The 24,200-nt window shown below is 39.8% G+C and carries 20 protein-coding genes; 3 read left to right on the forward strand and 17 right to left on the reverse strand.

What is annotated here, in order from left to right; translation table 11 throughout:
- Positions 1-16: 16 nt before the first annotated feature.
- The 15 genes from DXD06_RS13390 to DXD06_RS13460 form a co-directional block, all read right to left on the reverse strand.
- Entirely contained in the window at positions 17-1,528 is a 1,512-nt protein-coding gene (locus DXD06_RS13390) for a glycosyltransferase family 2 protein (protein ID WP_117832451.1), read from the reverse strand.
- A 2-nt stretch (positions 1,529-1,530) separates the two neighbouring features.
- Complete coding sequence (locus DXD06_RS13395) at positions 1,531-2,445, reverse strand: DUF4422 domain-containing protein (protein ID WP_158569545.1); 915 nt, start codon at positions 2,443-2,445, stop codon at positions 1,531-1,533.
- Complete coding sequence (locus tag DXD06_RS13400) at positions 2,438-3,172, reverse strand: ABC transporter ATP-binding protein (RefSeq protein ID WP_176694777.1); 735 nt, start codon at positions 3,170-3,172, stop codon at positions 2,438-2,440. Before DXD06_RS13400 ends, DXD06_RS13395 begins: the two co-directional genes overlap by 8 nt.
- A 15-nt stretch (positions 3,173-3,187) precedes the next feature.
- Positions 3,188-4,639, reverse strand: a complete 1,452-nt coding sequence (locus tag DXD06_RS17300; protein ID WP_199535227.1) for an ABC transporter permease — start codon at positions 4,637-4,639, stop codon at positions 3,188-3,190.
- Positions 4,640-4,724: 85 nt separating this feature from the next.
- Positions 4,725-5,876, reverse strand: a complete 1,152-nt coding sequence (locus DXD06_RS13410) for a glycosyltransferase family 4 protein (RefSeq protein ID WP_117832455.1) — start codon at positions 5,874-5,876, stop codon at positions 4,725-4,727.
- A 292-nt stretch (positions 5,877-6,168) separates the two neighbouring features.
- A complete protein-coding gene (locus DXD06_RS13415; protein ID WP_117832457.1) occupies positions 6,169-6,486 on the reverse strand; it encodes a hypothetical protein in 318 nt (105 codons plus the stop codon).
- A gap of 152 nt (positions 6,487-6,638) precedes the next feature.
- A complete protein-coding gene (locus tag DXD06_RS13420; RefSeq protein WP_117832459.1) occupies positions 6,639-7,493 on the reverse strand; it encodes a hypothetical protein in 855 nt (284 codons plus the stop codon).
- Positions 7,494-8,516, reverse strand: a complete 1,023-nt coding sequence (locus DXD06_RS13425; protein ID WP_117832461.1) for an AAA family ATPase — start codon at positions 8,514-8,516, stop codon at positions 7,494-7,496.
- A 1-nt stretch (position 8,517) separates the two neighbouring features.
- Entirely contained in the window at positions 8,518-9,528 is a 1,011-nt protein-coding gene (locus tag DXD06_RS13430) for a hypothetical protein (protein ID WP_117832463.1), read from the reverse strand.
- Positions 9,529-9,616: 88 nt separating this feature from the next.
- The gene (locus DXD06_RS13435) at positions 9,617-9,766 is read right to left on the reverse strand and encodes an AAA family ATPase (RefSeq protein ID WP_117832465.1); all 150 of its coding nucleotides are present in this window, start codon (positions 9,764-9,766) and stop codon (positions 9,617-9,619) included.
- Positions 9,767-9,963: 197 nt separating this feature from the next.
- Positions 9,964-10,416 carry a HEPN domain-containing protein gene (locus DXD06_RS13440; protein ID WP_117832467.1) on the reverse strand — a complete coding sequence of 151 codons (453 nt, stop codon included), beginning with the start codon at positions 10,414-10,416 and terminating at the stop codon, positions 9,964-9,966.
- A complete protein-coding gene (locus DXD06_RS13445; RefSeq protein ID WP_117832470.1) occupies positions 10,413-10,736 on the reverse strand; it encodes a nucleotidyltransferase family protein in 324 nt (107 codons plus the stop codon). The genes DXD06_RS13440 and DXD06_RS13445 overlap by 4 nt, the downstream gene beginning before the upstream one ends.
- A gap of 228 nt (positions 10,737-10,964) precedes the next feature.
- Positions 10,965-12,542, reverse strand: coding sequence for a sugar transferase (locus DXD06_RS17730; RefSeq protein ID WP_117832472.1), 1,578 nt, complete (start codon positions 12,540-12,542; stop codon positions 10,965-10,967).
- 32 nt (positions 12,543-12,574) lie between these two features.
- Positions 12,575-14,455 (reverse strand): polysaccharide biosynthesis protein, encoded by a 1,881-nt coding sequence (locus tag DXD06_RS13455; RefSeq protein WP_117832475.1) that lies wholly within the window; start codon positions 14,453-14,455, stop codon positions 12,575-12,577.
- A 12-nt stretch (positions 14,456-14,467) separates the two neighbouring features.
- The gene (locus tag DXD06_RS13460; protein ID WP_117832477.1) at positions 14,468-16,456 is read right to left on the reverse strand and encodes an O-antigen ligase family protein; all 1,989 of its coding nucleotides are present in this window, start codon (positions 16,454-16,456) and stop codon (positions 14,468-14,470) included.
- 204 nt (positions 16,457-16,660) lie between these two features.
- Here DXD06_RS13460 and DXD06_RS13465 point away from each other — a divergent pair, with 204 nt between their 5' ends.
- A complete protein-coding gene (locus DXD06_RS13465) occupies positions 16,661-17,716 on the forward strand; it encodes a tyrosine-type recombinase/integrase (protein ID WP_117832479.1) in 1,056 nt (351 codons plus the stop codon).
- Between the two features lie 22 nt (positions 17,717-17,738).
- A complete protein-coding gene (locus DXD06_RS13470; RefSeq protein WP_243001089.1) occupies positions 17,739-19,964 on the forward strand; it encodes an Ig-like domain-containing protein in 2,226 nt (741 codons plus the stop codon).
- Between the two features lie 240 nt (positions 19,965-20,204).
- Here the strand turns inward: DXD06_RS13470 and DXD06_RS13475 are convergent, their stop codons facing one another.
- The gene (locus tag DXD06_RS13475; protein ID WP_199535228.1) at positions 20,205-21,257 is read right to left on the reverse strand and encodes an Ig-like domain-containing protein; all 1,053 of its coding nucleotides are present in this window, start codon (positions 21,255-21,257) and stop codon (positions 20,205-20,207) included.
- Between the two features lie 295 nt (positions 21,258-21,552).
- Between DXD06_RS13475 and DXD06_RS13480 the strand changes: the two genes are divergently transcribed.
- A complete protein-coding gene (locus DXD06_RS13480; protein ID WP_199535229.1) occupies positions 21,553-22,275 on the forward strand; it encodes a hypothetical protein in 723 nt (240 codons plus the stop codon).
- Positions 22,276-22,495: 220 nt separating this feature from the next.
- On the opposite strand, the gene DXD06_RS13485 is transcribed toward DXD06_RS13480, so the two are convergent.
- Positions 22,496-24,199 (reverse strand): AAA family ATPase, encoded by a 1,704-nt coding sequence (locus tag DXD06_RS13485; RefSeq protein ID WP_117832485.1) that lies wholly within the window; start codon positions 24,197-24,199, stop codon positions 22,496-22,498.
- Between the last annotated feature and the right edge of the window lies 1 nt (position 24,200).

The raw sequence follows: 24,200 nt of genomic DNA on the forward strand, positions 1-24,200 counted from the left end.
CTCCTCATTTTCATTCCTATTTGCTCAAATACTTCATCCATGCACTTTTTTTTGTATATAATCCTGTTTTATTCTGATAATTAAGAACTGCATTTTTTCTTTCTTTTATCAGTTTCAAGCATACTCTGCCACTTTTTTTCCAACATATCCAATTGCCATCTTCTTCCACATCTCTTATTTTAAGATGAAGTTTTTCTGGATCTTGTTTCCATAACCAATCCATCCCCTTCAAAAAATCTTCTGCGCCTCTAACTACAAGAGAGACTTCCTTCTTTCTATTAAGAATAAGTCGAATTAATAATCGTTTCCAGAAAAATCGCCATATGCATTTTTCTGCCATCTTTTGACTGTACTGTTGTGTAATTTCAATTAAATCATTTCGAATATCATAATATAAATTACTTCCCACTACCCTACTATCTGGGGTTCTATGCCATACACTAATTCCATTCAAAAAAACAATTCCATTCTTTTGATTTCGCAATCCAAATTCAATATCATCATGGTGCAAAAATAACGGAATTGGCAAATTGTCTTCCCGGACAACATTTAGCGAATAACAGCAACACCACCAGCCCGAATACAACGTTTTTTCCAATTTTGTTGTAATAAGATTTTCCCGTGTTGCATTCTCGTATTCGCGCACATCAAGATTTTTATTTGCATTCTTGATCAATCCCTCTCCCCAGGTTTCTCCAGAAGCAAATAACAGATACGGTTTATCCTCCCGAAGCATTGTTCCACCCAGAATAATATCTTTCCATTCCGGCTTAACAACACACAGAAAGCCATACATGCGTACAAACAAATCCGGCTCTAACACCGCATCGTCATCCATAAGCACTACATGTGTTAACTGTCTTTCTTCTTTATCTTCCAGAACTTCCAGCATACCTCTGGTAAATCCACCTGCTCCACCGGCATTTTTATTCGGTATAACAGAAATTCTCTCCTGCCACGCCTTTAAATACTGCTGCAATGGTTCATATGCGTCTAATGTTTTTCCATTATCAATGATGTATCCCCACAAGGCTTTCGAAACCTGCAGTTCTTCATTTTGCAATACACGCTCACAAAGTACCTTTAAATTGCGCAGGACATATTCTTCTCTGCGATATGTACAGATATCAATCCCGATTGCCACATGTGTAATCTTCTCACATACCCCCATATAATATCCTGATATCTGCTGCATCTTACACTTCTCATCCGACACAAGAGAAAACCAGAAAACACCATCTGTGTATTTCTCCCATGGAAATTCTATGGTATACACATGTTTTGATTCTTCCAGCTTGATTTCATCAACACATTCCCGATTATAATAGAGTCGAAGCATTTGATATCCCACAGTTTTGATAGACAACTGCAATTTTTCCAATCTTGTATATCGCTTCCATTTCTCGATATAAAAAAGATTGAAATATCCATCAAAACATATCTCTTCTCCCTTTCTATGAAAATACAGGGCTTCTTCAACACAAATTTCCGGATCAGGCTGTAGAATTGTTTGTAATTGAATTTCCATTTCTATAATTCCTTTCTCAGAAGTCTGCGTACCATACGTCTTCTCATAGTTCCTGCCGGTATCAGCTGATTGACCTTCCTCATATCCACCTTAATTCTCGGTCCTTTTTTGCCAAATTGAAATTCACGGACATTCTGGTGGAAAATCACATATGGAACCTCCGCACACTTTGCCGATCCCTGCTGTTTTAACCAAGTATAGTACACGCCAAACAATCGCTCCGCAATATACCCCGTCACACGCTTTTCTTTATCACTATATCCGGAAAAATCTGTCTGACTCTCAAACTTCTCCAAAACAGGAAACAGCCAGTTCATATATGCATAAAAGTATTCCCTTTTCATAATATACATATTGCAGAAATAAATATATTTCGATTGCATATATGCATCACATGCCGCCGCCTGTTCCGGATGTATTTCTTTTAATATTGCAATTGCACGGTCCAGATCTCTGATACGGTGAAACTGTCCAAACTGTTCATATGCCGTCACATCCATATGCTCACTCAGCACTGTGATCACATCATATTGTTCAATCACATGCCGCATGTGCATCTCATCTAAATCATAAGGAGATAGATCTTTCTCCAGAGAATCCGCTTCCAAATACGGTGTCCATCGCTTCAGTTGTATTTTGCCATTTGTCACGGGGAAATATTGTTTGAAACTCATATATCTGCGATAATGAAAAAAGCCATAATAGTCTGCCTGCAGATTTTTCCACGCCCAATACTGTGCCGTAAGTTCACAGTAGGATCTGTTTTTCTTTGAAATGTTCTCACCCTTATCATCATGAAGAATTCCTTCTATATGATGATCAGCCAATGCACTTCCTACCTGCACCTGAAAAATCAGTGGATTTTCCGGCCGGTAAAATTCTTTATGCGTTGCAACAAGGATTTTTATATCACTCATGCTTTGCCCCTTCATACATATTACATATCTCCTCAGTTTTTCCGATCGCCTGTATTTTCCCATGCTCCAGCCAGACAACCTTGTTGCACATTTCCCGGATTTGTTTTAAACTATGCGATACAAAAAATACCGTTGTTCCGCCTGTCATAAGATCCATCATTCTCGCACGACTCTTCTCCTGAAAATCAGCATCCCCGACCGACAGGATTTCATCAACAATCAAGATTTCCGGCTCCACAATACATGCAACGGAAAATGCCAGCCTTGCAAGCATTCCTGAGGAATACGTCCGGAGTGGTGCCTCTATAAAATTTCCAAGTTCGGAAAATGTAACGATTTCATCATATTTTTCATTCAGGAATTCTTCTGAATACCCGAGAATTGCACCATTCAGATATATATTTTCTCTGCCGGATAATTCCATATCAAATCCCGATCCCAGTTCCAGCATCGGCACAATGTTTCCATACGCTTCGATCGTTCCTTTTGTCGGTTTCATAATTCCGGAAATCACTTTTAATAATGTACTTTTTCCGGCTCCGTTATGTCCGATAATTCCAATGACATCACCCTTTTCGACATCAAAAGAAACATCTGTTAATGCCCAGAAATCCTCTGACTTCAAATCCCGTTTCAGCCAGCGTACACAAAATTCTTTTAATGAATTTGCACGGTTCTGTTCCATTTTAAATTTCAGTGATATATTTTTCACAGAAACGATCGGCATTTTCTGCAACTCCTCCTAAATATAAAAGATAAATTTATCCTGTGTTTTCTTAAAGATCAAGCTTCCGATTCCCAGCATAACGAGTGCGACCACCGTACACTGACAGAACACAACCGGTCGAGGTGTAATCCCTTCCAGAATGATGGTTCGAAAAGCATTGACAAAATAGTACATCGGATTATTGAGTACCAGTCCCTGTACCTGCTTCGGAACAATCGAAATCGGATAAAACAGTGGTGTCAGATACATCCAGAGCATGCTAAGCACTCCCCATAAGAATTGCATATCCCGGAAAAACGTCATGGCAGCTGCCAGAATCATACCGAATCCCATGGTAAAAATCATGACGCAAATCAAAATATATGGAAGCATTAAAAAAGCCCATGTGATCTTTTCACCTGTAATAAGCGCTGCAATGATCAGCGGAATCAATGACATCAGTAAGTTGATTCCCGAAGAAAAAACTCTTGTTACCGGATATATATATTTCGGCAAATATACCTTTGTGATCAACGGCGCATTCCCCACAATAGATGTCAAAGACTGTCCTACACCTTCATTAAAAAAGTTAAAAATAACCGTACCACTCAACAGATATACCGGATAATTTTCAATATCTGATTTAAACAGCTGTGAAAATACCACATACTGTACGATCATCATAAGAAGCGGATTCAGAAAGCTCCAAAACACGCCAAGTACCGAACGTTTATAACGTACTTTAAAATCTCTCTTCACAAGCTGCTTAATTAAGAATTTATATTTTTTGAGGACAAACAACAGGTTAAACAAAATTGTTGTCTTCCCCCTTTTGTCGCGGCTGCACTCAATTCCATACAAGACAGCCACTAATACAACTGCAAGTAATACCAGTTTCCAGTAATTTGGACCTGTCCAGACATAATTCCGCCCATTGACCGCAATACACATTGTTCCCGGAACAACATTTCCATTCACAGTAAACTGTGCATCTCTCGCAACATCCGGGTTTTCCAGTTTGTTTTCTACATTATATAATATGGTTGGAGCATCCCCTGCTTCCCCATCGGATGTACAGGAAATCTTAATCTGATCTCCACGATCAACTTTTACACCATCTGCAATGTTTAAATAAACATATTGATTTACTTCAAATTCATCCGCTGAGAATGTTTTTTTTGCAAGTATCTGTCCCTTAGACAAATTTTCACACTGAATCTCAACTCCGTGATTGATGCTTTTTCCATAATCTGAAACCATTACACCTATGGAATCCAGCAAATCCATTTGGGACGTATAAATCTGTTCTACCGTTGCTCCCTGTGTAAGTTCTCCTACATCATTTGTCGCATTGAATTCCGCAACATTGCCATCGGAATCTCTTTCATATAACGATCTTCCTGCCGAGAAATAAAAAATTCCCAAAAAAATCAATAATACACATTCTATAATCAGAAATATTTTTAAATAGTAAGATTTTTGTTTCATAATCAATTATTTTCCTATACCGATTTTATCTCAAATTCGCAAAATACCTCTACTATTCTACCATAATCCCCATAATTTGCAATATTTAGCGATATATATTCTCCATGATCTTGTCAATCTTCTGTAAACTATATTGTTTTATCCGTGCACGGTTATTTTTTCTCATCTGCCGGACTTCTTCCGTATTCTTCCATATCCGCAGGAGTTTTTCGATTGCCTGAATATATTCCTCCGGCTGATCTGCTCTTACCAGATAACCGTTCTCTCCATTTTTTACCAGATCTGTATTTCCCCGAATTCTGCTGCACACTACCGGAACCCCACAAGCCATCGCTTCCATCAGTGCTACCGGAAGTCCCTCCTGCTTGGACGGGAACACAAACACGTCTGCTGCCTGACAGAGTTCTGCCACGTCTGTCCGAAATCCCAGCAGCTTCACATGATCTTCCAAATGATATTTCCGGATCAACTGCTGCAGTTCCTGCTTTTTTTCTCCCTGTCCGCAAATAAAATATCTCAGCTGTGGATGTCTCTGGACCAGCTGTTTCATTGCCTCAATGACAACAACATGGTTTTTACGATCACTGAGTTCTCCCACAGATAATAAGAACACATCTTCCGGCTGCAACCCAAGTTCCTGCCGTTTCTGCTGGATTGTTTGTGCATCTCCCGCATGGAATCGCTCCAGATTGATTCCGATTCCTGGCAGATAATAGGTTTTTCCGGCATGAAATTTCTTTTTTGCTCTGGCATAGTCCTCATGATTGATCGTTATCAACACATCCGTCCATCGGCTCAGCATCTTCTCCACCGGATAGTACACCAGCCAGTTCATAACCGGTGCCCCCTGATAGAAATGAAACCCATGTGCCGTATAGATCACTTTTGTCCTGGTCCGGTGTCCGGCAATCCTTGCGACCACACCACCGATCGGGCTGTGACAGTGGCAAAATGCGTATCCATTTTGCTTCATCAAACCTTCTACCTGCCTCAGTGCCCTCATGTTCTGCCCCATGTGTTTGATATTCCGTGCGAAATCAATCTGGTAGCAGCACACACGCATATCCTGCAGTTTTTGTTTCAATTCTGCGACACGCTCATCCGAGCAGGTATTTCCCTCGATAAAATTGCAGGCAACATCTACCTGATAGCCCAGTTTCTGCAGTAACGCAATGTTTGGCATATTAAATTGGTCAATCATGGAGGCGACGGACGCCAGCATCAGGACTCGTTTCATGTTTTCCTCTTTCCAATCTGTTTTGATATCTTTATCCTTCAGCTTTAAAAAACATCAAATCATCACTGACATGTTATATGATTTAATGACAATAAATTAGCTGTTTCTGTACTCACTTCATAGGCTGTGTCACTTGCCTCAATTTCTATATCTCCGTAACATTTTAATACCGCGTTTAGAGGGATGCCTTCTCCTATTTCTACATTTTACCACTGTTATATGTTGTTATTCAACAATCCCATTTTCATCATTTTAGAAATATTTTAAAAACAACTATTTCCACACAGAATCTTTATCCTTCTACTTCAACAATATCATTTCCCTCAAATGAAAAATAGTCATCCTTCCATGTCACGTAACAGTTGTATACATCTCCTTGATACTTGATACCATCTATCCCCACTTTCTTGCAACATCCTGCCACAAAATTCGGAAGCAGATACTCCTTCACGATTTTTCCCGGTGTGTTATCAACTTTAAACCGCAGATGATCAATGAACCTGTTATTTTTTGAAACATTCTGAGACAGATCGATCAGCCGTGCTTCTTTACATTTTTTTAATTTTGCAATCTGTACACTCGGCTTTTTACTTCCGCAATGCTTGTACACTTCTGTGAGTGCACCTTCTTTCGTATCTGCAAAGTAATATTGCCATACTTGGAAATTGATTCTTCAGTTGATTAGCTGTCAAACCTACCCTTGTTATATCATTCATGTTATTGTTCATATCTATCTTTTTATTATTCTTTCAATCTCATTTTCTATCCATGATCACTCTGCTTATGATCTATCTCAAATCTCAGCACCCTGAATTTATCGCCTTTTCTATATCCATGTACACGTAAAAGCGAACTGGCACGAAATTTCATAATCTGCTTATCACGATACATAGAACCATTATACCAGTTATGCTTTGGTGAATCAGGTGTATACTTTTTATACTCTAAACCATCATCACGATCTATATTTTCCCACGTTTCGTGTTTTGCAAACTTGTCCATGGAGGAAATAATCTGTTGTAATTGATTTTCATTTAATATTTCCGTTCCATATTTCATCTCTATAGAGGAACAGTCAATTCTTGTCCCCTCGTACCTTATCTTTAGAATGTCATCTCCATGTATTCCTAATTGTTTTCCGACACACTCCATCAAAAATGCCGGGCTATAAATGGAAGAGACAAGTTCTTCCCTATCTGCCGCCTGTATATGTAAGGTACAATCCTTAAATTTCTCCATATCAAAAGAGAGCAGCAAATGATCCCTTTCGGTCGCCTCCGCAATACCTGTAGCAACCATATCCGATTCTTCCAGCAGATATGCCTTGCTTAAATCATGCATCGGATTTTTATCCCAATGAGGAAGATTGTAAATTTCCTGCTCCAGTTGATATTGAAACGCAACTAATTCATCCGAACACGGGCAGTTGTGTAAATCACGTATTCTTATATCACTTGTCACATAACAATCATAAAAGTTATCGATTTTGCTTATAGTGTTGCGCTCAGACTTTCGGATAATATGAAAACACCGTATATTACTTTTCAAGGATTCCAAAAAATCCTGCACCGTCGTAAACTGTCCCTTCAGGGATTCTTCATTCAGTATAAACTCCATCTACCACCCCAGAATAACATCCAAATCTTTCTTAATCTGATCAAACAGCCCCTCTTTTTGATTCAATACCTTTCCTTCATCATTTAGTTCGATAAGAACCGGTTCTGAGCATCCATTTTCTTTCTTTTGGAAAAAATAGATAGACACATCTTCTTTGTCAATATAGTCCTTATGAACACTTGTTCTGACTCCATTAAAAATATGATCACTATGTGTTTCTACTATAATCTGAATGCCGCACTTCGCCAGATGTGTCAGAAAAAGGACAAATTCCGTCTGTGCAGATGGATGCAGATGTATTTCAGGATTTTCAATAATCAGCACATCTCCCTTTTTACACGACAGAGCAGATATAATCACTTCCGCAATATAGGACACACCTGTGCCAACATTGACAGGACTGATTCCATTTCCGATATCGCCTTTTCCATAAGATACCCGGATTAATGTCGTTCTCTCTATTTCCTCTGCATATACCGTATAACCAAGTATCTTTTCCAGCCAATAATTTACCTGACCACCAAAGGTTAATTTCGAAGTTTCGTCATACACCATCAGATTGTCCTGCCATGGATCCATATCATGTTTTGCAAGATAGTCATATGCATATTCACATCTGATTCCGATTTCATCTCCACCCCGGATGTTTTGTTCGTAGGTTTCCCTTACTCCAACCCGATCCGCAGATACATACCGCACATTTAATTCTGCCGCTGGAAATTCACCTGTTTTCCTCCAAAAAATGTCATCAGGTATTGTTAATGAATACTCTTCGTTAACACCAATTTCAATCACATCACTGCCAATATACTTGTTCCGTAACTCACTGGCTTTTCCTATATTGATATACTCTCCACAAAAAGGCTTTCCACCGTCTTTTCCGCTCTGTACCAATGCAAGGATTGCCTGTAATATAGTCGATTTACCGATAGAGTTAGCTCCTGCCAGAATGTTCAGTTTGCGAAATCCCACATTTACATCATCAAAACACTTTAATCCTTTTATATGAATTGTTTGAATCATGCTATAATTCCCTTTCCCATCTTTCAAATGCCCCTTCAATGCTTCGTTTGGTCAATTGATGTCTTTCCATCTCTCTACAGATTTCAAGAAATACTCCTCTTTCCAATAAAATATAATCAACGTGTTCTTTATCAGTCTCTCTGCGTTCCGCCATATCCAACAAACATACAAGTATTCCAAAATATTTATCTAATATGCTTTTGCTGATTCTTTTTGAAGTTCTGTTTTTATTTTGATCAATAACATAAAAAATATAATCTCCAAAATAATTTGTTACATCTAGTAGTTCATCAATTCTCTTTCCCTGCTTCTCCATAAATTCAAGTGTTTTTTCAAGCAATAACTGTTCTTGCATTTCCATTTCTTCATGCCACACACCGGTGTAAACAAACCAGTTCATCAGCATATAAAGTGTTCGATATCTCATAATAGATGAAAAGCCACGCAAATGTACCCGATTCAGAATATGATTCATATCCTTTGTGATATCATTTAACACACTGATTTCATAGGGATCATACAGCATTTCCCTGATTGACTGTTCTCTCGTAATATTCCAGTGTTCTATCATTTTTCCTATGCTCATATGCAGATATTTAGGAGTCCGGTAATCAATAATCTGAAAAGAAATCACGGTATCATATAGTCCCATTGCGAGTCTCGGTTCATCAGATCGCAACATTTGTATATTACCATGATACAATGAATTCTCTTCTATCCGGTAATCAGCTTCATATCTTCCGTCCAAAAAATATAACAGTTTCCACAGAGTATCATCATTCTCCAAAATCAAAAAGTTACCATTTTGCAACTCTGACACATATACCGCCGGCAAAGGAATTCCCATCCACACTATATCTAGCAACTGCTCCAATTCTTTCTCCATTTTCACTTTTGAACGAAGCGGTTCCAGAGGAAACTGTATTCTCCCCTCCATGAACATATGGTAAATATGTTCCAAAGAGAATTTTCGTTCGTAGATTTCTATATTCTCAGTGCCACGATAATTCATTCATCTGCTCCTATATCTTCTATTATGATATGCTTCTTTGAAGGCTTCTGCCTTGCCCAGTGATACCAATATACCACCCTTTGTACCTTTAATCAAATTCAAGCGATTTTTGTTTTATTTGAACTATAGATGTTTTTCCGGTATTGTTTTCTCCCACAAGAATATTTACCCTGCTGAGATTTTGTAATGTAATGTTCTTTAATCCCCTATATACTTTTATATCAATTGTTTGAAACACGCCGCCTCCAAGTTCTTCCCCGTATTTTCAACTATTTATATGTATTGTATCACGAACCTCAATCTTACTCAATGTAAAAAACCGGTCAGACTTATCATCCAACCGGTTTTATCACTTCTACCGAAACTATGGCTCCATATTTTTTAATAATGCATTAATATTCTGCGTATATAAGTTTTCACATAATTTCAAAATTTCTATTTCAATCTGCTCATCGCTGATTGAAACTCCCCTCTCGGATCAGCAATTAATATCTCCAATTCATGAGACGTTCTCCAGCCATTCACAGCTTCTACAACGTCAAGCATGATCTCCAATGCCTCACGCAGCTCATCCACTGTCACAATAACAAAATTATCCCCCGGGTATCTTGCATCATAATAATAGTCTTTGAGTAATGCCAGATCCTTCCTCTCTAATTGCAAGGAAGTATCCACCCTTTTAATCTCATCGTATAAGGCGCGCAAATTATGGGATGTCATTAGTTTTTCAATTCCAGTACAAACCAGTTCTGCCACAGATTTCAACATTTTTTCTGCAATTTGCTGTGCCGAAGCTGCAGCCGGATTGCAGTATACAGGTGACACTGCATCCCTTAAATACCAGAATTCATTGCACGCAATAGAATAATAAGAATTTGCCTTTATCATATTTTCAACTCCTTATAATCTCTTCTTAACTGTTGTGTAAACTTTGAATTATCATGTTCGAAATACTGCGGTGTTACAAAGACCACATCCGCATGCAACATCTCGAGTTCTTCCCGCAAGGCTCCCATCATCCATCTTTCCGGTTTTTCCGGAACTATGATGCAAAAGTCGATATCACTGCTGGCCTTATAATCATTTCTCGCGTAGCTTCCAAAAATCCCAAAACTCTGATATTTGATACTCGAATTTTTAATAATATCTACGCACTTGTTCAACCGGTCTTTAAAATCATTTTCAACAACAGGTGACACGTACGGCATCCCTAAACCTCCACTCTTTCTATAATCTGTCCTATCACAGTTTCTACAATGTCAATCGTAATCTCTAATGTTTCAACAATAAGGAAAGTACTTTACTTGCAGTTTGTCTATTCTCACGCTTTTCTATCTCCTAAACCTTCGAATGCATACCATTAAGCTATTTATCATCTTTTCAGTAGTATCATACTTTAATTCTTTTATTTATGCAAGATTTTCCCATTCCAGCTCTTATCCTTCCGTCCTTCTTACCGACTCTTTCCAGTCACACACACGATATTCTTCCTTATATTCGCTCATCTGCATATCGTACACACTGTCACCAAACGCTTTGCCCGTCAGGGTGCCAATTTTTCCCGGAATCTTTTTCATCAGCCGGATGATCCAGCCAGTCACTGGAATCATCACAAGCCGGTGTCCTTTTACCACAGCGATCATCTGCACCAGATCCGAAATATTGATATACTGCTCGTTCTGTGGGAAAAACACTCCGGTCTCTTCGTTGTCGATCATCCGTTTGACAAACTGTGCCAGATTTTCTATATAAAGCATGGAACGCTGATTATGTACAATCGGAAATAGCGGAAGCTTTCCTGCCAGTTTTGCAAGCTGTGGATAGTTTCCCTTGGATCCCTTTCCGTAAATCATCGGTGGGCGCAATACGACAACCTTAAAACGTTCATCTGCCAGTGCCTGTATTTTCTGATCCGCCTGCCATTTGCTGTCTCCATAGAAATTCAATGGTTTTGGAATTGTATTTTTTGTAATTTTCTTTTCTTTACATCCGCTGTATACAATCATGGAAGACATAAAGAGAAACTGCTGCACGCCTTCCTTTTTGGCTTTTTCGGCTGTCTCTACAGCCAGATCTGTATTCACGCGGTAATACTGCTTCTTTTCTTCTTCCGTCACCTGTCCCACATCTGCATGTGCGATTCCCGCCACATGATAGACCACATCATATGCAGAAAAACCGTGTGTCCGCCAGGTTTGGGTTCTCATATCCAGCGTGTCAACCTGGTAATACTCCGGCCATTGTCTCAGCCATGCCTCCACGGAAGTTCCCACATAACTGCCGCTTCCGGTGATCAGAATCTTCTTTTTTCTCCTGCCCTTTTCACTTTCTTCTGTGTCTTTTGCAATGGTTTCCTTTTTCGCGTTGCTCTGTGCTGTTTCGCTTTTGTGTGCTTCTGTCTCTTCTTCCTCTTTGTTCAGTTCGCCGGTTCCACCTTCAACCACGCCATCGTGCATGAGCACGGAGCCAATTGTGCCAAGAAAACATTTCAGATCAATCCATGGTCCCAAATGTTTGACATATTCGCCATCCAGTCTTGCTTTGTCCGGAATCTCCAGTTCATCTCTGCCATTGATCTGCGCCCACCCGGTCAGCCCCGGTGTCACATCATTGGCACCATATTTCTCACGCTCTGCTACCAGATCATCCTGATTCCACAGTGCCGGCCGCGGTCCTACGATACTCATTTCTCCTTTGAAGATATTAAAAATCTGCGGAAGTTCATCCAGACTGGTTTTGCGCAGGAATTTTCCTACCTTTGTGATGTACTGCTCCGGATTCTCCAGCATATGTGTTGGCACATCCTTCGGTGTGTCAATCCGCATGGTACGGAATTTGTAAATCTGGAAGAAACTCCGGTGGATGCCGACACGCTTCTGCTTAAATAATATCGGTCCCGGTGTATCCAGTTTGATCGCAATACATAAAAAAAGAAGGAGTGGTGATAAGATCACGATCGCCATCCCACTTAATATGATATCAATTCCTCTTTTGATATAATGGTATCCTTTCATGGCGTTTTCTCTCCTTCTTCATAGATACGTTTTTATTTATTCTCCCCTGCCAGTTCCGGGTGATACGTCGGCACAATTTTTTTGACACACTCCCGGATGTCTTCCGGTTCTGTCACAACGTACTCTTTTAATTCTTCCAACTGCTGCATGAATTTTTCTTCATCCAGCTCAATCGGCCTGCCGATATGAATCAGATTGTTTGCGGTATCCTGCATCCCTTCTTCATCCATCAACATCTCTTCATAAAGTTTTTCTCCCGGTCGAAGTCCTGTGAAAATGATATGGATATCCTCATCCGGCTTGTGACCGGAAAGAAGAATCAGGTTCTTTGCCAGATCCAGAATCTTAACCGGCTCTCCCATATCCAGAACAAAAATTTCTCCACCTTTGGCATAGGTGCCCGCCTGCAGCACCAGAGATACCGCTTCCGGAATTGTCATAAAATACCGCACGATATCCGGATGGGTAACCGTGACCGGACCTCCACGCTCAATCTGTTTTTTGAACAGCGGAATCACACTTCCGTTACTGCCAAGCACATTTCCAAAACGCACGGCTACGAAATCTGTCTTCGATCTGCGGTTATAGGTCTGAATGATCATCTCACAGATGCGCTTGCTGGCCCCCATGATATTGGTTGGGTTGACTGCCTTATCCGTGGAAATCATCACAAATTTCTTCACACCGTACCGATCTGCCGCCTGCACAATCTTCCACGTGCCAAGCACGTTATTCTTAATTGCCTCGTTCGGACTCTCTTCCATGAGAGGCACATGCTTATGTGCCGCTGCATGATAGATAATCTCCGGCTTGTAATGTCCAAAAATCCAGTTCATACGATTCGTATTCCGCACGGATGCAATCAGCACAACAAGATCCAGCTCCGGAAACCGGACTTTCAGTTCGTTTTGCACATCATAGGTCGTATTCTCGTAAATATCCACAATAATCAGCTGTTTTGGCTTGTGTGCGGCAATCTGCCGGCACAATTCGCTTCCGATGGAGCCACCGCCCCCTGTAACCATTATGATTTTCCCAGAAACATAATCCATGATGGACTGCAGATCAACGGTCACTGGATCTCTGCCTAACAGGTCATTGACATCTACATCTTTTAATTTGCTGACGCTGACATCGCCGTTTACAAGCTGGTAAATGCCAGGCAGACGCTTTAATGTGCATCCGGTTTCTTTGCAGATATCAAGAATCCCCTTGATCTGTTTCTGTGTGGCCGATGGCATGGCAATGATGATCTCATGCACATGCAGTTCTTCGACTTTTTCCAGAATATCGCTCCGATCTCCTACAACTTTCGCTCCATGAATATAATTGCCGATCTTGTTCCGGTCATCATCAATCACACCAACAACCTTCTTTTTCACATAGCGGCTGTTGTTGATTTCCTTGATGATCTGGTTTCCTGCATCCCCTGCTCCGATTACAAGTACATTCCGTCTGTACACGCCGGCTCTGCGCATATTGCGAAGCACACGCAGACCGCGGTAAGAATATCTGCATCCCATGACAAATACAAACAGAAACAATCCATACAGAATGTAAAAGCTTCTTGGCACCGGGTACATATCCCCCCAGTTCCGAAGCAATATCAGCACTGTCACAACAACGGTATCCAGAATACATGCTGAAACCACATACATCATTTCCAGTGCTCCCGCATAGCTCCAGAGACTGGAATACAGCCGGAGCATCCAGAAAATGATCAGTGTAACAATGATCATAAAAGGAAGTGCTCTCCACACTTCATCCATATATTGAAACGGTACGCTTTTGATATTCAGATCAAACCGAATCAATAACGCAACTATGCTTGCAGCAAACACTGCAAGCACATCGTAGCACATCAGAAAAATCCGTCTGATCAGTAATTGTTTATCTTGAATGATTTTTTTCATAATTTCAATCTGTTATTTTTGATTCTTTCTCTGTTTTCTCGATTGTTTTTTCGACGATTTTTTCTTGACTGAGGATTCCATCACTCTTGCTCCTTCAGTATTCTGTACCATCTGCGCGGTATCTGCTTTTACACTCTCTGCTGCTTTTGGAATACTCTGTTTTACGGCAGTATCACTTTCTGCAGAAACCGCTGTTTCTTTAACAAAAAGATTTTCTTTCTTTACGAGCATACGGTTCACTGCAAGTCCCAGACCAAGCATACCCCAGAATACCGGAGCAGTACATACATTGGAATCGTTTGCGATACCTGCAATCATGTACACCAGCACTGCCGCAAATAATCCAAATCCAACCCAGCTGATACTCTCGTGCAGATCCACTCTGCGGTAAATGCGTATCGACTGTACCAGATACCAGAACAGAAATACCAAAAGTGCCAGGGTACCGATCAGTCCGGTTTCCACCCACTGCTGCAAATACCAGCAATGAGCTTTTACGTCATAGCTGTTTGCACCGTAAACATAGTTCTGGCTGATATAATCTTCCTGTGGCACTTCAAACATATAGGTATTTGCCCCACTCCCCATAAAAGCATGCTTTCCAAGAAGCGGAATTGTTTTATTCCAGATATGTCCTCGATTGCTCATTGCATCATCCAAAAATACGTTTGAAACCTTCGGATTCTCAAACTTCACTAATTTTCCTGCTGGATTGAGATATTCATATCCGTCCGTATCATTTTTTGAGAAATCCCATTCGACACCATCTATGATCATCTTTATTCCTGCTGTATTATCGGTAAACATGATCGGCTGAATCTGTACATTTGCAAACCGTTCATCATTGAGGACCAAAATATGATTTTCCTGATCTACCTCTGTTGTCTGAATCTCCTGACCATCTGCATCTTTGCATACCACGGTGATTACACCGTCGCTCCCCAGATCATAGGACACATACAGAGGATTATTCCAGATATCAAGTTCCACATCATCTGTGTTCGTTTTGATATCATTTAAAGAGAACTGATCTTTCATATGATAGGTTCCAACAACCGTCTTTTTAAGAGTTTGACCGATGCCTGTCGTATTTGCCAGCACTCCTGCTGCAATCACTCCAATGACAACTACAACAATCCCGGCTGCAAATAATTTTTTCTTCCGGCTGAGCAAAACCAATGCGAGAATCACCGCTCCAATTGCCAGTGCAATAAATCCGGAAGAACTTCTGCTTCCAACCAGTGCTACAATGCAACAAATCTCTGTGACTGCGATTACAAGACGATGCCACATCTTTTTTGCCCCAATAAACAGGCAGATCAGCAGTGGAATTAACATACCAAAATAAAATGACAAAAAGTTTGGATTGTAAAGTGTCGTATACGCAGTCTTATCTGCGAAATTAAAGGAAATCTTATCTAACTGGTTCCACCAGCTTGTGTCCGTCATCAGATGTTTGCCCAGAGATGTCTTAAAATAATCCAATCCAAAGACCTGGAAAAATCCAATCAGAGTAACAATTGCGATTCCAATGCCGGACCAGCGCAGGATTACCTCTATCTGTTTTTCTTCCTGTACATAATTATAGACATAATAACACAGTATCATATAGACAAATACAACCCATACAGGCTCAAAAAGTTCATATGTACCATGTGCCACCCAGTATTTGTGACTGGAAAACAGAGCAGACATTGCAACAAACAATGCATACACCATCAGAAAATAAAAGGAATTTTCAAATTTAAATTCCTTCTTATTCAGATATCGGATCAGTAAAATTGCGAGCATTACAACTCCCACAAGGATGATCGCAATCATCTTCCATGCAAAAAAGAAGTCCGTCTGCTTTGCGGCGCTCTCCGGATACCAGTCAAACTGTGCCAGATTTGTGTCATAAACAAAAGAATGCACAATGATTGGAATCAATCCGATCAACAAGATAACGGGAATCAATATCTTATTTGCTTTTAACGTGTTTTTGTTTCCATTCGTATTCAAGATTATTTTCTCCTTAACGTTTCATTGCCTATAATCATACCCCAAATTTCGTTTTTTTTCAATCATTCCGGCATGTCGATTTTATTTTTCTTTTTATATAGGTAAAAACACTTTTTTGTTACTTATGTGTTACTTAAAAATTTTACAAATAAATGTGTATGATTGACACGATAACATAAACTTTTACACATGAAAGGAAGAAAAATGAGATTACCAAATGGATACGGCGGAGTTGTCAAACTCTCCGGCAACAGAAGAAGACCCTACGCGGCACGCATCACTACAGGCTGGCACATCAATGACATCACTGGAAAACGAATCCAGCATTATCAGATTCTGGGCTACGCTCCTACCCGATCCGAAGCACTGCAGATTCTGGCACGCTACAACAATTACCCCATCGATGGCGAAACACTGAAACTGACTTTCCGGGAAATTTATCTCCGGTGGTCCGAGGAAAAATTTCCCACCATCTCCCACTCCAACATCAAAGGCTACCGGGCCGCTTTTGCCACCTGTGAAAGCATTGCCGATATTCCCTTTCACAATCTGCGGCTCAATGATTTGCAATCTGTGATCGATCACTGTGGGAAAAACTATCCAACATTAAAAAAAATCCGCGTACTTTTCAACCAGCTTTACGCATATGCCATGAAACACGAGATTGTAGCAAAGGATTACTCCTCCTATGTAAACATCTCAAAATACAAAGACCGGAATCCAAATAAAAATATCCGAAGCTGTTTTTCAGATTCCGAAATTGCCATGCTTTGGAAACACCAAAATGATCCCTATTGTCAAACTGTCCTGATGCTCATCTACAACGGTGTCCGTGTCTCTGAACTTCTGGATCTGAAAAAAGAAAATGTCCATCTGTCCGAACAATATTTTGATGTCGTAGACAGTAAAACAGAAAATGGAATCCGCAAGGTTCCGATTGCCGATAAAGTCCTCCCGTTCTATGAACGCTGGTTCCATGACTGCTCTAACTGTGAATATCTGGTTCATACGCTTGATAGTCAGCATTTTACCTATTATATGTACTATAACAATGTTTTCCAGCCTCTGATGTTTCGTCTTAAGATTGATCACACACCTCACTGCTGCCGTCACACCACAATTTCTCTGCTCGCCGAAGCCCATGTGGATCAGACTACGATCAAAAAAATTGTCGGTCATTCCGGTGCAATGTCATTGACCGAACGGGTTTACACACATCTGGATATCCCGGCATTGCTGGATGCAATCAATCGGATTTAGAAGATTCTTTTGTGTTTATTACGTGTTACTTACGGAAGCAACGGACTGTCAAATACTGCTTTCCAGCCCAGTATTTCCGGCATTTTTCAAAACAATACCAGCGGTATTTACGGTTAAGGTAACTGCAAAGAAGAATGGCAAGAAAGTTTCTAAGACTCTTGCATCTAACATCACTGTAAAGGATTACAAGGTTCGTCTTGAAGATGCAACTGGTGCAACTGTTTCCGGAACAACAATCGCTGTTGTAGGAACACCTGTACAGTTCACAGCAAAGACAGCACCGGCAAAGGCTACAGTCACATATACTTCTAGTGATTCAGCAATTGCAACTGTAGATACTACTGGCAAGGTAACACCTGTAAAGGTTGGCAAGGTTACAATCACAGCTGCAACAGATAAGGCTTCTACTACTGCTGAAGTTGAAGTTAAGAACTACGTTCTTAAGTCTGTAGCACAGACTAAGGCAAATACTTTAGAGACTGTTGTTCTTGGTAAGACATCTGACATTAAGCCAGCAGACATCAAGATCACAAACACAGCAAACAACAATGCAATTGCTGTTAAGAGCGTATCTGTTGACAAGGCTGACGCTACAAAGGTTACTGTTGAGACATTTGCTGATATGAAAGATGCAGCTAAGTACAATGTAGAACTTGACGGAACCGTTCAGACCTTCACAGCTACTGATGGTGTTGTTTCAGATGTAAACGTAACACCTGTTACAATCGCAGCAAACACAAAGGGAACTGAGATCAAGGGTCAGACTGTTGATAAAAATAATATCATCATTGATGAGTTTAAGGCTTCTGAAGCTTCTGGAAAGAATGCAGAGTTAAATCTTTCTACAACACAGGGATATGTAGACGGCGATAAGCTTGTTCTTCCGACTGTAGGAAACAAGGGAACAGCAGAAGTTAAGTATCATACTTATAAGTTCGATACAAACGGAAACGAAGTTGGAGCATATACAAAGAAGGTTGATATCACAGCTGTAGCTGAGAATGCAATTACAACAACCGGATTCAATATGACTTTTGCAGATAAGGCACCTAATTGGGATAAAGATAAAACAACAAATCAGTTAGCAATTGGATCTAGCAAGAATGCATATTTCAAATTTGTTGGATCTGACGGAAAAGAAATTTCAAACTACTCTGATTACTCTGTAGTTTCCAGTGATGATTCTATTCTGTTACTTCCTAAGACAACATTGATAAACAGCACAACACCTGTTTCTGTAAAAGGAATCAAAGAAGGAGCTGCTTATATCAATGTATTAGATAAAGATGGAAAAGTTGTTAAATCTTTAGCTGTAAGTGTAACTGCTTCTAGTAAGCTTACAAATGTAACACTTGGAAATACTGCTATTACAATTTCTAAGACAGCTTCTGTTGATAACAAAGTAAGTGTTAAGGCCGTTGATCAGTATAATAATGACATTACTACTGCCTCTAAAATTATTTTAAGTGGTGCAACATCTGATGCTGATAAGGCTATCAGTGCAACCCGTGATGGCAATGATGTAAAGGTAGTCGCAACAGCTGCTGCTGAAGCAGGAAAAACATATACTGTTAAGGTTGAAGTGAAAAATGGTGATGTAACTATTAACCGTTACTTTACTGTAAAAGTAGTTAAAACCAATGATGATGTGACAAAGGCTTCTGATTTAAGACTTGAAGTATCTGGTGTAAAAGATGGCAAGGTAGACATGGCTGTAGCTGATGATGCCGATGCAGAAAAGGCTGCTAAGAATGTTACTGTAAGAGTTGCTGCATACGATGCAGGTGCACAGATTGGTTATGTAGATAATGCCACATATGAAATCAATAATGATAAGCAGTCTGTTGTTACAACATCTACAACAGGTGCATCTATCTCAGTTGTATCTTGCGGAGCAGCTACCGTATCTAAGAACCTTGATGCAGGTAAGACATATGCTGTAACTGTTAAGACTGCAAAGAAGACCTTTACAACAACATTCTCTGTTGTAGATACTCAGGCTTCTGCAAGCGTTAATATTACAAAGAAGACAACTACAAAGACAAATGCAGCAGATATCTTAGCTGAGACTTGTGAAGTAACATATGATGGAAAGAAGTTAAATAATCCTACATTCGTAGTCAATGGCAATGATTGCAAGACAGTAGGTGCTTCTACTTACATCGCAAAGGCAAGTGTATATGTAACTAATAGCAAGAATATTACATATACTGTTCCTGTAACAATTAACACAACATTTACTAGATAATTGTATTTTGTAAGTGGTAAGAAAAGAGAGTCGCTTAAAGCGGCTCTCTTTCTTTATTCAGAATACTAAAATCTCTAATTTGGGTTTAAATCGTTACTGCAACACATCCTTAAATTTTTTCAAATTTAAAGGACATCGTATTTGATGAAAATCAAATGCTAATGGAAAATATTTATATGATCCAGTCAATATATACAAAAAACATGAGTTTTACAGATGAATAAAATGTAAAGATATATTTCAAATATTTGTTGCTTTATCGAAAGAAGACTTTCCAGAGTCATCAATTCTTACAGCGAATCCACTTACAGCAACCTGATCTACAGCAGTAACTGTAACCTTGTTTGGTCCGATGTTTCCTTCTGCCTTGCTATTCTGGTCATACTTTCCGGTCTTGTACTCGATTGTTGCTTCAGCAGTATCGTTTACCTTATTTAAGTATAACTTAGAACCGTTTGTATAACCATTTCCCTTTGTATCAATTGTAAAATTATAGTTTGCATCAGATGCAGCATCGGTTGTAGTAAGTTCTTTTAATACAACGCCGTTAACATCCTTAGAAACAAGTTTTACTTCTGTCTCTGTTGCATATGGGATTGTTGCCTGGTCAAGTGCGATAGAAGCAACCTTTCCATCAGAAGCCTTGAAAGACTTTGTTGTTCCATCAAGTGTTACATCATAATTAGCAGCATCATTTAACTCGCTGAACAGTGTCAATGTAACCTTTGTTGCATCCTTAGAATCAACAGATACCTTGGATACTGGATAAACAACGTTTGTTGTCTCATTCTTTACTGTAAAATCAGAAGCCTTAAGGTTCTTTGTATCACCAGTAACAGTAACAGTAGCTGTAAGCTCTGTTAACTTGCTTTGTCCTACAGTAGAAAGAACATAGTTCTTTACTTCTACTTCATGAGTAGCTGTATCTTTACCAATTGTAAGCTTAGCTGTGATTGTAGCCTTAACACCAGTTACTGTACCGTCAGCAGCTACTGTAGCTACTGTTTCATCACTGGATGTGTAAGTAATCTTAGCTCTGTCAGAAGCCTTCTTTGTAGTTGTCAGCTTAGTTGTGTTTCCAACTGCAACTGCTGAATCGCCAGATAAAGCAACGCTTGCCTTAGCTACTGTAAATGTGTAATTCAGCTTCTTTGTCTGTGTCTTAGCAGTCTTCTTTGTAGAAGTCTTGTAAGTTACCTTAACCGGAAATACCGCTGGTATTTTCCACGGAAGTGTTGGAAATACTGGATTTACAAATAGTTTTTTAGGCGAAATTATCGCTACAAGTAACAAACAATCAATCAATAGATAAGCGACAGACAAGTGACAAATTGTTTCAGTTGTGATCTCTGTGCCATATGCTATAATGTAGGTAGATAAACAAAGGATTTTAAAGAAAGGAATCCCTGCATTTGATGACAAAACAAATGATGACATTCATGTAAATAAAAAATATAAGGACACCGTATTTCGAAAACTGTTTGGTGAAAACAGAGAAAATGCTCTGAGTCTGTATAATGCGGTAAACGGTACCGCATATACGAATCCGGATGATCTGGAGTATACGACCCTGGAAGATGTTATTTACATGAAATACAAAAATGATGTTTCATTTCTAATCGACAAAACCTTGAGTCTTTACGAACATCAGAGTTCCTATAACCCCAATATGCCACTCCGTGGATTTTTGTATTATGCGGATCTGTACCGGAAACTAATTCACCGATCCGAGCGGCTGTATAGCAAGCATCTGTTGAAAATTCCGCGTCCTCATTATATTGTATTTTACAACGGAAGCGAAAAGGAGCTTGCAGAAGAAAGAAGGATTCTACGGTTATCAGATGCTTTTGAAACAGATACCGGAGCTGGTGAATATGAATGGACCGCCACAATGATTAACATAAACAGTGGAAAAAATCAGTCCATCATGGACAGCTGCCATGTTTTATATGAGTATGCGGTCTTTGTTGCAAAGATCAAAAAATACCGGGATTCCATGGAATTAAAAGAAGACATTGATCTTACCGTCAGGGAATGCATAGAGGAAAATATTCTTAGAGATTTTTTGGAACAGCATCGCAGGGAGGTGTGTGATATGTGTCTTACTGAATTTGATGAAAAGAAATATGAAGATGTTCTCCGAGAGGAAGGCCGGGAGGAAGGACTTGCGGAAGGTCGTTCAGAAGAAAGGAAAACCTTGCTCGAGATCGTTCAGAAACTGAAAGAAGGAAAAACTCCGGAACAGTTAGTTGCAGATGGAATGGAGAAAGAATCTGTGGATTCTGCTATCATGCTAAGAAAACTTCTGTAATCCGTAATAACCCATGTTTAAGACGCAAGGGGGTGACACAATAAAGTCAGTGTTTATTGTGTCACCCCTTGTTCATTTTGTTCAATTTACAAAGATTTTTTCACAGGCGAGGAGTTCAAAAACTAAATCTTTCCGTGAAAGAATTTGAAAAAGAAATGCCAATATCAAGCTTATGTTAGCATTTCTTTTTTATAGGAGATAGTTATTTTTGACACAATCTTTAGAGTTTTTCACAAACGACTTTACAGCGCTTTTTACAAAAAGCTATGCCATATGCCAGAATATTTTCCCTGCCATCATTCCGCAGGGCTTCGTCATATCTGCGATCTTGGATCTGCTGCATTGCTTTTTCGCAGGCACTGTCCAGTTCCCGGAATGTCGCAGCATATTTCAATTCGATGACCATTCCTGAATCCGGATCTTCCGGCTCAATCAGAATATCACAGAAACCGTCTCCAGATTCCACATTAGAGCGGATCAGCCAGTCACGTTCACTCCGCAGCAGACCTAGCAACAGGCCGTGATAAAAGTTTTCCTTCTGTTCATCACGAGCTTTGGTATCTAAAATACTGATCATCCGGCCAAGAATCTGCGTCAGGTGTTTTTGTATTTTTTCTGCATCCCCATCTAAAAATGCCCGGCACAGTTCCTGCATTGGTTTTGCGTCTTCTACAATCGTCTGACGGAACCATTCCTGTATCTGGAATACAAACACTTCCCGCACTTCTTTGTTTGGGATGACCAGCCGGTAAACACCATCAACCGCTTTTCCAACCTGTGTCAGGTATCCTGTGGTAAACAGGACACTCCAGAGATTATCAATACTGTTTTCAATCTCATCATAGGTAAGTTCCAGACGGATGCGTTTTTCTATTGCATTACCCGCAATCAGCTGCTCAATCTCGTCGCGTGTGGTTTTGTCTGCTTTGTCTACAAACCGCTTAACTAAATCATTTCCGATGCTGTTGATCCAGTATGCCTGTGGACAGACATCTGGCTCCTGCAATAAATGATCCACATGATTTATCACGTCCCAAGGGCAATAGATATCAGCATTTCCAAAATGATAACCATCGTACCATTCCTTTATTTCCGCAAAGTGTCCAGACAAATCATAATCTTCCAAAAGGTCAGACACCTCTGCATCCGTAAAGCCGAATTGTTCATCATATCGTGCATCATCAATTGACAGGATTTTGAAATTGTTCAAACCAGTAAAAATACTTTCCTTTGAAATACGTAAACAGCCGGTCAGAACCGCAAACTGAAGGGAAGTATTGGTTTTCAAAGCCTGACCTAAAAGTCCGCGGATCAGAGATACCATTTCCCGGTAATAGCCATTCTGGAATGCTTTATCCAGTGGTACATCGTACTCGTCAATGAGTATTACTGTTTTCTGTCCATAGTGCTGGTATAAAAGTTTTGACAGCAATTGAATGCTGGATATGAGAAGCCCTTCCTCCATGGCATATTTTCCATTGTTCAAAGCAATTAAGGCACGGTATTTTTCTTTCTCATTTGCAGAAAGCCGATCGCTATCGTCTAAAAATGCAAATCTTTCAGCTTCTGTACCGATCAGCTCTATCAGACGGTATTTTGCTTCCTCAAATGTCAATCCCTCAACACCTTTCAATGAAAGAAAAATAACCGGATATTTCCCCATATAGGTATCACACAGTTCTTTGTTGTCTGAAATATAAAGTCCGTCAAACAGAGCAGGGGCGGTTCCGATCTCAAAAAAGCATTTCAGCATGCTCATGTTCAGCGTTTTCCCGAAACGGCGTGGGCGTGTGAACAGGCTGACTTTCCCCATGTTCTGTAATAATTGTTCGATCAATTTTGTTTTATCAATATAATAGTAGCCGGATGTCCGAATTTCATCAAAAAATTCGATTCCTACAGGTAATTTTAATCGCTGCTCCATA

Source organism: Roseburia sp. TF10-5 (assembly GCF_003462365.1).
GTDB classification, from domain to species: domain Bacteria; phylum Bacillota; class Clostridia; order Lachnospirales; family Lachnospiraceae; genus Roseburia; species Roseburia faecis.